Here is an 11,492-nt window from a genome sequence, read left to right on the forward strand (position 1 = left end):
CAGCACGTGGCCTTCGGCGAGCATCGCTGCCAGCACGAGGCTGATGGTGTCGTGCTTGCCCTGCACCGCCTTGTCGATGTTCTCGACGAGGCGATGGAAGGTTCCCTGGAACCAGGCTGCCTGCTCGGGGGTCATTGTCATCGTCGTTCGTTCCTCTGTCGTTCTATCTGATGTCCATGTCGGCACAGAGCGGGCCCTATTTGCCCCAGTACCTTTTCTCTGTGTCGACGCCGTCACCCCAATTTCGGATATCGACCCATACCTGCACACCGTCACGGCCCTTCCAGCACGAAAGCTGTTGCGTCCCCGAGCCGTCGAAGTTGATCCTGTGAACGAATGCGGTACCGATCAGACCGGTGTCGTTCCAGCAACTGACCTGCTGCGTTCCGATGTTGAGGTTCTCCCAGTGCACGATGAACTGACGGCATCCGTTGACGCACGTCTCACCGGCTGGAGTCGCCCCCTGAGTCACCCAGACGCGCGGCTCGGGCTTCGGATCGTTCTTCGCGGAGTCAGAGGCGACGGCAGACCATCCGGCCTTGTTCCTCACCTGCACCTCGATCTTGTAGGTGTTCGAATACCCGGTCCCGACATTCCTCGAACCGCTCGCCGCGACGGAGTTGTCCCACGTTCCGGACTGGCCAGGACCGGTGATCCGGATCCGAGTGTCTGTGATGGGCGCGCCATTGTTACCGTTGTTGCCCCAGCTCACCGTGACTTTCGAGCCATTGTTGGTCGCGTTCGCCTTCGGCTGCGGTGGAATGCCAAACGGCGTCGCCGCGTTCGAGACGGTGGAGGCGGCGCCGGTGTAGCTGCCGGTGCCGGTGTTCGACAGCGCACGGATCTGCACCGTGTACGAGTTACCGTTGGTCAACCCACCGATCGTGGTCTGACCGTTGCTGAGATTCCGCCAGCTGCCCCCGCTGTTCAGCCGGTACTGGTAGGTGATCTCACCGGCCCTGGCACCATTGCGCTGATCCGCCGTCAACGTATACGACGACGTGATCTCGATCGACCGGTCATGAGCGGTGATCGTCGGCCGCGTCGGCGCATCTGGCCTCGTCGCCCCACGACGCTCCGCAGACGGCGCCGACCACTCGCCCCAGCCGGCCTTATTCTCAGCGCGGAGGATGTACGTGTACCCCTGCTCCGACGTATCAACCACCACAGCCTGGCTCGTCGCACCAGCAGCAACGGGAATCGTCTTCACCGTCGTGCCACCACGAAGCACCTGCAACTGATACCCCGCGATCGCGTCACCGTTGTTGCTCGGCGCACTCCACCGCACATCCATCTGCGCCTGATCGCCAACCGGTGCAAGCTCTGCGGTGGTCGGAGCATCCGGCTGGGCCGGCGGGCCGGCGGGCACCATTCCGAGCGACCAGCTGCTCCACGCCGAGGGATCCGGGGCCAGGTTGTGAGCTCTCACCCGCACCTGGTACGAGGTACCGTTCTCCAGCCCCTCCCACGTCATCGAGTTTCCTGTCACACCCGACTTCTCGATGACGCCCGACGGCGGTGCCGGCGAGATCTGCAATGTGTACGACTCAACGGGCGAGCCCGGCGTCGACGGCGTCTTCCACGCCACATCAAGCGACTTATCACCGAACACCAACGTCGGAGCAACCGGCGTATCCGGCCGAGCATCCGGCCGCGCAACCTCCGACGCACCCGACGGCTCGGAATCACCCACACGGTTCGTCGCCACCACCTGGAACGTGTACTCCACGTTATTCGTCAAACCATCCAACGTGCACGTCGTCGAATCGCACCGCTTGCTATACGCACTCCCCGACGTACTCGACACCGTGTAATGCGTGATCTCCGCACCATTGTTCGACGGCGCCGAGAACGACACCACCACCGTACGATCCTGCACACTCGTCACCTGCGGCCGACCCGGCGCATCCGGAACACCCTGCACCGTCAACACGACCCGACCGTCAACGTGCCTGTCCGGGTCTTCCGTCGCATCCTCGATGGTGTAACGCAGCACCAGGGTGCCGACGAAGTCGGCTCCCGGGGTCACTCGAACCTGATCACCCTCGACGGATGCCGTTCCGACGCCGGTCTCTGGCACGACGTTGAGCAGCTCCAGAGGTGTCTCAGGGAACGGATTGAAATCGTTCTCGAGTACCGGCACCGTAATGGTTTCGCCCTGATGAGCTTCGTCGATCGTGTCGGTGTTGGCCGTTGCCGGGGCACGGGTCGAGGCGGTGACGTTCAAGATCACCGTGCCTTCGATAGGCTCTGTTTCACCGTCGGTGATGCGAACCGTCACCCGCTCGCTCGTGCCCTTGTTGGCGTTCGCCTCGGCCTCAGCGAACAGCTTCGCTCCTTCGATGCGTGCGCTGAGTCCGCCACCGACATCTCCCACGATCGAGAAGTCGTGGTTTCCCTCGTCTTCGGGGTCGGGGTCTGTCGTCAGCGCCGCGAGGTCGAGGCTCGTCGCATCCTCACCCGGGGCGACATTCAGCTCACCGCCGGTGAAACTGGGCTGCTGGTTCGCCGGCGGCAATACCGTGATCGGAATCGTGAGAGTTGATTTACGGCCCTCGGGGTCGTCGGGGCCCGTGCCGTCGGTCACCTCGAACGTGAGAGCGTCCTCGCCGAAGTAGCCTTCCGCGGAGGTGTAGACGAGCGTGGAGCCGTCCTTCACGAGGTCGGAGCCATCGGAGTGCACCGCGCTCACCTTCGAGTGCTCGGTGATCGTCACGGAGCCACCGCCGGCAACGTTGACGTACTCATCCAACGGCAACTCTTTGGTCTCACCGCTGACAACCTCGACGGGCTCGGTCGAGATGAGCGACGGACGCAGGTCCTTCACCGCGGGCACGAAGATGAAGGCCGATGTCTCCAGTCCGTCACGGTCAGTGAGGGTGTAGCGGATCAACTGCCGTTCCTCGCCGATGGCGACCCGCACCTTGCCGTCATCCAGTAGCGTGCCGCCGGCACCGACGGCGACATCGAGCGCCTCGGTCGTGCCATCCGGGTCCTCGTCGTTGCCGAGGATGTCGACGTCGGCGGTCAGCGAGCGATCCGTCAGGTCTTCGGGCAGCACTCGATCGTCGCGTGCGATCGGTGCGAGCAGGGGCACGTCTTCATCGACCGTGATCTGCACCACGGCATCCGCCGTCGCGCCACGCGCGTCACTGATCGTGTATTGCAACGACGTCTCGGCCGCGTGATCGGGAGCTTGCACGAGCACACGGTCACCCGACACGCGTGCTGTCAGATCATCGTCATCGGGCAAGACGAGTCCGTCTTCGACGAGCGCGATCTCGTCGCCCTCGGGGTCGGAATCGTTGAGCATGACCGGCACGGCGATCTCGCGACCCGGGCGCACCACGACGGCATCCTTCACCGCGTAGGGCGCCTGGTTGACGCCCTCGGGCGGGGCGATTCCGACCCGGATCGTCGCGGTGCCTTCTTTTCCGAGGCGGTCGCGCACCCGGTACGAGAAGGTGTCGACGCCGGTGGAGTCGGCGAATGCCTCGTAGACGAAGTAGTTCTGCGCGACCTCGGTGATGCGGCCCTTCTTCGGATTCGAATCCAGCCCGAGCAGTTCGACCGAGTCACCGTCCGCGTCGATGCCATCCAGCGGGATCGCGATATTCGCCGTCGTCCCGCTCAACGCACGCGTCGTGATGTCACGCGGCCTGGGCGCCGCATTGTCTTCCTGAATCGGAAGGATCTGGATCGTGATGTACCCGCCGACCTTATTGTCCCGGGTATCCGACACCTCATAGGTGGCATACACCGTCTTCGCCTCATCGCCCGCTTTGAAGCGAACCTTGTCTTCGGAGACGAAGATCTCACCATCCTCCGGGTCGACGAACGGCTCGATCAACTCCGGCTCCAACGTCAACGCATCACCATTCGGATGCGTGTCGTTATCGAGCACCGGGATCGTCACCACATCACCGACACGCACCACCGCCGTGTCAGGACTCGTGATCGGCGGCAAGATCTGATCCGGCGCCGGAATCGGAATCACGACCACTTCACCCTCGGCGGTCTTCGAACCGTTCGAAATGCGATAACTGATCGTCACCTGCTCATCCAACGCACCCTGATCACCGATACGCAGCGTCTCATGGTTCAAGACCGAAACGCTCAGCCCGCTGCCCGGTTCCACCGTCACCGATTGGATGACGAGGATGCCGCCCGAGGGGTCGGTGTCGTTATTGAGAACACCCAGCAGCACTTCTCCGCCCGTGGGGAGCAGTGCGACATCGCGCACGGCGATCGGCGGCAGGTCTTGATCCTCAGCGTCGGCGACATCGATGCGCACTAGCCCGGGTACGCCGTTCGGGCCGGCGGCCACTTCGTACTGGACGTAGTAGACGCCCTTCTTCGGCGCGCTGAACGTGAACGTCTTGTTTGGGTAGTCCGGGACGATCGTCGCCCCCGGCGTCTCATCACCGTTCACACGCGTCAGACGCAACGGCTCACGACCCGAACTCGAGTCATTCGCCAGCGGCGACACCGTGACCTGCTCACCCACCCGCGTCATCACGTGATCAGCGTTCGTCTTCGGAAGCGTCGAACCCGACGGGCGAACGTCCAGAAGGATGGTTCCGGTCGCGACCTCGCCGAGCGCATCCGCGACCGTGACGGCGACCTCTTTGCGGCCCTGCACGCTCGCGGTCGCTCGATACGTCAGCTGCCCGTCCGTGCTGAACTCGACCTCATCGCCCGGAGCGGCAACAACATCCTTCAGATAGATGTCATCGCCCTCAGGGTCGATCCAGTCAGGGAGGACGTTGTACGAGATCGTGCCGCCCGTCTCGATCGCCAACTTCGTCGTCCGCTTCGGCTTGGGCGCCGTATTCGTATCCCAGTCCTTCACCGACAGCGACACCGACGCGGTATCCTCACCGCCACGCCCATCGTTGACCGCATACGTGAAGGATGCCGACCCCGATGCCTCTTCTTCGACGGCGATCTGCAGTGATCCGCCATCATAGATCGGCTGCACGGTGCCGATCGACGGCTGCTTCTGCGCCAACGACGCCACCAGCACATCACCGTCGGCATCGTTGTCGTTATCGAGCACCGGGAGCATCGTCGTCTGACCCGGACGCACACCGAAATCATCATCCTCGGCCACCGGCGGCGTGTTCTCCGGCGTGCGCTCGGGAAGAGTCGTCTCCACCGTCTCCTCGGTGGTCTCCTCCTCGTCCTCGGTCTCACCCTCCGGCGGCGTCAGATCATTCCAGTTATCAACCTGCTTCAGACTCTCGTTCGCCAGCCACGCAGCACCACCGACCGTGTCGTTCAAAATGATGACGTCACGATTCACGCGGAACGTCAGCGACGCCGAATCCTTGACACCCGGCACCTCAGCCGAAACATCATTCGCCTCATTCGGACACTCGCGCACAAACGTGCCAGTACCCGCCCACGCACCATACGAACAGCCCAGCAGCGAAACCGGGGCAGCCGGGGTCCCCTGCCCGCCGGCATCCGTCGCCGCCGGCTCACTGCCATCGAGCGGAACCTGCAACAACTGCGACGACGTCGCGACCGTCACGGCATCCGTCCCCAACGAAGCCAGCTGAAGAACCGCGGTGTCAGCGCCCGTGATCTCCGTACGGAACCCACCCGGCGACATCACCGCACTATCAGCCGGCGAAAGCACCACCGGCGTCTGACCCACCGCCGTGATCGTCGGAGCAATCGACGTATCGATCTCACCCAACGACGCCGTCTGCGGCTCGCCAGGCTCACCCTCGTTGTCGACGGGAACAGTCACAACCTCAGCGTGTTCGCCCGAGACCGCATACACAGTTCCGTCAGCGCCGACCGTGACATCGGAATTCTTACCGAGCTCGACCAGGGGATCGCTGCCCTGCACCTCGAAACCCGAAATCCCCGCCACGGGAACGACCCACAGGTCACCGGACTCGGAATCGAGAATGGCCGTCGTCTTCGCACCCAGCTCGACCTTCGCCGACGCCGGGATCGTCGCGCTGTCACCGAGGGTAACGCGCGCAGGATCGACCGAAGTCAGGGTCGAGTTGCCGTCGTCGACGACCAGGATGGTCGAGGCATCCTGCAGAATGTCGAAATTCTCACCGCTGGTTCGCAATCCGCCATCCAGCAACGTCGACTCATTATTGAAGTGACCGACCATCAGCGCCGACGACTTCGTGATCCACACACTGCCGTCGTTCAGGTCGACCTTCGTGGTCGGGTTGCCGTCATAGGCAAAAGCCAGGGTTGTGAGCGCCACGGCTGCGATGGAGACAGTCGCCACGGATGCCACGGTCTTCGGTTTCGCCCGCAACCATGACAGCGCCTTCATCCCTGATTCCCCCTGGATTTACGTCACATCGCACCGAATTTCAGCGCGACACACCGCGTATATCCTAACTGCCGCGTCTGAACCGTGCCGCGGGGAGCACTCCCCATGCGATGAGCTGCCAGCTCAGGTGCGCCAGCATCCGTCGATATGGTCGTCAACCATGCCGGTCGACTGCATGAGGGCGTACATCGTCGTCGGACCGACGAAGCGAAATCCCCGCTTGCGCAGCGCCTTGCTCATGGCTGTCGACTCCGGGGTCACCGCAGGTACGTCCGCGAACGAGCGAGGACGGATGCCGCGCGCCGGCGCGAACGACCACATCAGTTCGTCGAGCTCACCGTCAGCGAGCTCGGTCACCAGACGCGCGTTGCCGATGGTCGCCAGAATCTTCGCGCGATTGCGGATGATTCCCGCATCCTGCATCAGCGCCTCGATCTCGGCTTCGCCGAAGGCGGCCACCTGCCGGGGGTCGAACCCGGCGAACGCCTCGCGAAAACGCGGGCGCTTGCGCAGGATCGTGATCCAGCTGAGTCCGGCTTGGAACCCCTCCAGCGACATCTTCTCGAACAGCGCCCGGTCGCCGTGCAACGGCACTGCCCATTCCTCGTCGTGGTAGCGCTGATATTCGGCATCCGTTCCCGACCAGGCGCAACGTGCGCGGCCGTCAGCACCGGTGAGAAGAGAGGTCATGATACCGGGACGAGCCGGTCGCCGACCCGGCGCGATGCGCGAAACGCCAGCCAGGCCAGGGGTCGTCGGCTCCCCTTCTGATAGACGCGGTGCGGCACGTTGGCATCTTCGGGCAGGGGCACGCCGGCGGCGACGCGCACACTCGGCAGAATCACCCGTGCTGCCTCGGCGTATCCGCGGCTCGACGGGTGCAGATGATCATGCAGCGAGAACATCGTGGCCGGGTCGCGCCGGAAGATCGCGCCAAGCGTGTCGGCAAGAGAGACCGTGCGGCCACTCGCCCGGAGGGTCACGATGGCCTGTCCCGTCGCGAGCACACGGCTGTACCAATGGGCGAGAAAACGCAGCAGGGGCATGAACGGGCGCACCGTGCCCAGATCGGGGCAGGTCGCCACCACGACCTCTGTGCCCCCACTGTGCAGGTGGCGTACCGTCGCGGCCAGAGGCCACAGCGCATCCGTCAGTCGTTTGAGATGCATGACGTCGTTCGCTCCGATGAGGATCACCACGACGTCGGGGGTCGACAGGGAAAGCAGCCGAGCGAGTTGCGCTTCGAGCGCTGTCGATTCAGCGCCCACTTCGGCGACGTTGGTGAGGGTGACCGGTCGCTCGCCCGCTTCGACGAGCCCTTCGGCGAGCAGCACACCCGGGGTGCTCGCCGGGTCATCAGCGCCGTAGCCGGCGGCAAGGGAATCGCCCATGATGCCCAGTTCGATCGGGGTGCCTTCTCGATCTGCCGCGAACGTGCCGCTGTGCGGGATCGTCAACTCGGGCTTCAGGTTCGCGAATCGTTCGCGGGCGAGAAAGCCCTGTGCTGCCGCGACCGCGCCCAGCGTGACGAGAAGTCCGACCAGCGAGCTGATGGCGATGCCGATTCCGCGCAACACTGCCCAGGCGATTGCCCACGGCGACCGCCGATTCTGCGTGTCCTCACGCATGGTCCCTCCCCCGGCCGGCTCAGCGCTTCTTAGCCGCCTTCTTCATCGCCTTCTCTGACAGCGGTGCGTTGCCGGATGCCTCAAGCTCGGCGTAGTACGCACGGGCTTCGTCCTGGCGCTGCTTTTCCATGCCGCTGGCGATGGGGGCACGCACGTGCTCGGGTTCATAGCCGAACGCATTCACCAGATCGCGGGCGTGCGGGCGCAGGCGCAGGCACAGCCGGTCGATGTAGCTCGACACCGCCGCCGCGCGCTGCGTCGACAGTCTGCCATTGATGATGTGCCAGGCCAGGTGCTTCTCGACCAGCTGCAGGCCGAACAGATCACGCAGCCAGGTGAGGATCTTCTTCGTCGAGGCGTCGGGGATGCTGTTCACGGCATCCGTGAAGGCTTCCCACTGCAACAGCTCGCCGTGTGCGCGGGCGGCTTCGATGAGGTCGGACTGGTTCTCGTTGAACAGCTTCTCGCCCAGCACCTTGTCTTTGCCCGCCGCGCGCAGGCGCCCGGCGATGTCGGCAACCATCTGCTGCACGCGGTCAGCGAGCATCTCGTGCTGCTGGTCGGCGCGAAGCCCGTTCTCGACGGAGCGGGCTGTCGACCCGAAGTCGGCGATGTTCTGGCCGAAGCGGCGAAGCCCCGCGCCGTGGAACACCTTGCCCGCGGTGTGCTCGAACGCGAAACGCGCCAGCGCCGCGGCGTCCTTGTCTTTGAACTGCTTCGCGAAGTCGGTGAGCAGGCGCTTGCCGACCAACTGCAGCAGCACGTTGTTGTCACCCTCGAACGTGACATAGACGTCGAGATCTTGCCGGAGGCCCACCAGACGGTTCTCGAACATGAAGCCGGCACCGCCACACGCTTCGCGAGCCTCTTGCAGGGTGTCAAGGGCGTGCCAGGTCGACAGCGGCTTGAGCGCCGCGGCGAGCGTCTCGAGGTCTTCGCGATCGTCAGGGGTGTCGGTGCGCCCCGAGAAGACGCCATCGAACTTCTGAGCGAACTCGTCGTGCGCGAAGATCTGAGCGTACGTCGTCGCCAGCCGTGGTAGCAGGCGACGCTGGTGGCGACCGTAGTCGAGCAGCACGACCTCTTGGCCGTCGGCTCCTTCGAACTGGCGGCGCTCGGTCGCGTACGTGATCGCGATGTGAAGCCCGAGAGCCGATGCCCATGACGCTGCGCCGTCGAGCGACACACGCCCCTGAACCAGAGTGCCGAGCATGGTGAAGAAACGGCGCCCGGGGCTGTCGATCGGGCTCGTATAGGTGCCGTCGGCGGCCACGTCTCCGTAGCGGTTCAGCAGGTTCGTGCGCGGGATGCGCACCTGGTCGAAGGCGAGGCGGCCATTGTCGATGCCGTTGAGACCGCCCTTGAGGCCGTCGTCTTCGCGGGTGATGCCGGGCAGGTCGTTTCCGTCGTCGCCGCGCAGCGGCACGTAGAAGCAGTGCACGCCGTGATTCACGCCGTTCGTGATCAGCTGCGCGAAGACCGTGGCCGCCACGCCGTGGAGGGCCGCGTTGCCGAGGAACTCTTTCGTCGCCGCGCGGAACGGCGTGTGGATGACGAACTCTTCCGTCTCGGGGTCGTAGGTCGCCGTGGTGGCGGCCGCGGCGACGTCTGAACCGTGACCGATCTCCGTCATCGCGAAGGCGCCCGGGATCGAGAGATCCATGACGCCGGGCAGCCACTTGTCGTGGTGCTCTTCCGTGCCCAGCTGCAAGATCGCCGACCCGAACAGCCCCCACTGCACACCGGCCTTGATCTGCAGGCTGGGGTCGGCCGCCACGAGCTCTTCGAAGCCGGAGATGTTCGCACCGTTGTTCTCTTCGCCGCCGAACTTCTTCGGGAAGGCACGGTGCACGGCGTTGTTCTCGACGAGCAGGTGCAACTGGCTGAGCACGCGCTCGCGGTGCTCGTCCATGCCGAGGTCGTCTTGCCGCCAGAACGCGGGGTCTTTGATCATCTCCCGCGCGGTGCGGCGGGTGTCGGCCCAGGTGCCCAGTAGCAGACTGTTCACGCTCTCGACGTCGATGCGCGCGGCATCATCGGCTGTGGGAGTCGTGGTGGTGCGAACGTCGGCGTCAACCATGAGGGGTCCTCTCAGAGAGAAGTGCAGATACTTCGATCGTAGATCTGCTACAACGGGCTACAAAGTGCGGTGTGGGGTTTCTCCAAACCTGTGTGGGCCCGTGTCGCCGTGCCGTTGTCGTGAGACGACAGGTGCTCGGTGACGACAGGACTCACCACGCGACGTCGATGGTGCCATTGGACTCGATGACCTCCCGCACCTCGTCACTGGCGAAGGCCCGCTTCAACGCCGCGGTGGCTGCAGACTCGGCATCCGCTTCGCGAACGGCGACGTACAGCGCGAACCGGTCGTCAAGCTCGGTGATGAGGCCGTCATCTTCCGGGTTGAGCCCGAGGGCCGCGATGTGCGACGGCCACTGGAACACCAGATCGGCTTCTTCGTATGCGGCGTTCAGCGATCCGATCGGCACCTCGAGGAACTCGGCGTTCTTCGGGTTCTCAGCGATGTCATCGAGAGTCGCCGCGTACGGATCGACGTCAGGGTCGAGCGCGATCACGCCTTCGGCGTCGAGCAGCTTGAGGGCGCGTCCGAGGTTTGACGAGTCGTTCGGCACCGCGATCGTCGCCCCCTCGGGCAGGTCGACGATGTCGTCGAGCGTCTTGGAGTAGAACGCGATTACGAAGTTGTAGACCGGCTGCACTTCGACCAGCGTGCCACCGTTCTCGGCGTTGAACTCTTCCATGTACGGTACGTGCTGCGAGAAGTTCGCGTAGGCGTCGCCATCGTTGACGATCGTGTTCGCTGTGACGTAGTCAGAGACCTCGACGAGTTCGATCTCATAGCCGTCTTCGATCGCCTCGCCGGCGGCCTCGACGACGTCGGTCATCGGTGCAGTGACCGCGGCGACTTTCATCACGACGGGAGCGTCGGCGACGGCATCCGATTCATCACCGCCTGATGCGCTGCACCCGGCGAGCGCGATGGTTGCGGCGGTGACGACGGCGAGGACGCCGAGGCGCGAGGTTCTCATTGTTCCTTCTCTCTGTGTGAACTGCAGTCGGGTATCAGCGGTGATCGAGTTTCTCGGAGGTACGGTGTCCGATCGCCTGGATGACGAGCACGCAGACGACGATGATCGCGATCGTGATGTACATGAGGGCGTCGTTGTACTCCTGGTAGCCGTAGCGCATGGCGAAGTCGCCGATGCCGCCGCCTCCGACGACACCGAGCACCGTCGAGTACGACAGCAGGCTGATGGCCGCCGAGGTGAGTGCGTAGACGAGGCCCGAGCGCGCCTCGGGCAGCAACACCCGGAACACCGCCTGCGGAAGAGTGGTGCCCATCGCGACGGCGACTCGTGAGATGCCGGGTGGGATTTCGCGGAGGATCTGCTCGACCAGGCGCGCGTAGATCGCGACGGCGACGAAGCACAGCGGCAGTGTCGCCGCCTGCGTGCCGAAGCTCGTGCCCATCACAGCCCTCGTGAACGGGATGAGGAAGACCACGAGAAGCAGGAACGGGAACGAGCGGACGA

At 64.4% G+C, this 11,492-nt stretch carries 6 protein-coding genes and 1 pseudogene; all 7 read right to left on the minus strand.

Annotation, left to right across the window (positions count from 1 at the left end; all coding sequences use genetic code 11):
• A pseudogene (locus Q1J95_RS10485) lies at window positions 1–141 on the minus strand (ATPase); the annotation flags it as partial.
• A 55-nt stretch (window positions 142–196) separates the two neighbouring features.
• Window positions 197–6,310, minus strand: coding sequence for an Ig-like domain-containing protein (locus Q1J95_RS10490; protein ID WP_300267462.1), 6,114 nt, complete (start codon window positions 6,308–6,310; stop codon window positions 197–199).
• A 123-nt stretch (window positions 6,311–6,433) separates the two neighbouring features.
• Window positions 6,434–7,000, minus strand: a complete 567-nt coding sequence (locus tag Q1J95_RS10495; protein ID WP_300267463.1) for a DNA-3-methyladenine glycosylase I — start codon at window positions 6,998–7,000, stop codon at window positions 6,434–6,436.
• Complete coding sequence (locus Q1J95_RS10500; RefSeq protein WP_300267464.1) at window positions 6,997–7,938, minus strand: SGNH/GDSL hydrolase family protein; 942 nt, start codon at window positions 7,936–7,938, stop codon at window positions 6,997–6,999. Before Q1J95_RS10500 ends, Q1J95_RS10495 begins: the two co-directional genes overlap by 4 nt.
• A gap of 19 nt (window positions 7,939–7,957) precedes the next feature.
• Window positions 7,958–10,018 (minus strand): acyl-CoA dehydrogenase, encoded by a 2,061-nt coding sequence (locus Q1J95_RS10505; protein ID WP_300267465.1) that lies wholly within the window; start codon window positions 10,016–10,018, stop codon window positions 7,958–7,960.
• Between the two features lie 151 nt (window positions 10,019–10,169).
• Window positions 10,170–10,988: a MetQ/NlpA family ABC transporter substrate-binding protein gene (locus tag Q1J95_RS10510; protein ID WP_300267466.1), complete on the minus strand. Its 819-nt coding sequence runs from the start codon at window positions 10,986–10,988 to the stop codon at window positions 10,170–10,172.
• 34 nt (window positions 10,989–11,022) lie between these two features.
• On the minus strand, window positions 11,023–11,492 hold a 470-nt coding region (locus tag Q1J95_RS10515), incomplete at its 5' end, for a methionine ABC transporter permease (protein ID WP_300267467.1).

This window comes from Microbacterium sp., assembly GCF_029263575.1.
Taxonomy (GTDB): domain Bacteria; phylum Actinomycetota; class Actinomycetes; order Actinomycetales; family Microbacteriaceae; genus Microbacterium.

What these genes read in the sequence shown, in the direction of transcription:
- Q1J95_RS10490 (WP_300267462.1), bottom strand. Translation starts at nt 6,310, where the DNA reads ATGAAGGCGCTGTCATGGTTGCGGGCGAAACCGAAGACCGTGGCATCC.
- Q1J95_RS10495 (WP_300267463.1), bottom strand. Translation starts at nt 7,000, where the DNA reads ATGACCTCTCTTCTCACCGGTGCTGACGGCCGCGCACGTTGCGCCTGG.
- Q1J95_RS10500 (WP_300267464.1), bottom strand. Translation starts at nt 7,938, where the DNA reads ATGCGTGAGGACACGCAGAATCGGCGGTCGCCGTGGGCAATCGCCTGG.
- Q1J95_RS10505 (WP_300267465.1), bottom strand. Translation starts at nt 10,018, where the DNA reads ATGGTTGACGCCGACGTTCGCACCACCACGACTCCCACAGCCGATGAT.
- Q1J95_RS10510 (WP_300267466.1), bottom strand. Translation starts at nt 10,988, where the DNA reads ATGAGAACCTCGCGCCTCGGCGTCCTCGCCGTCGTCACCGCCGCAACC.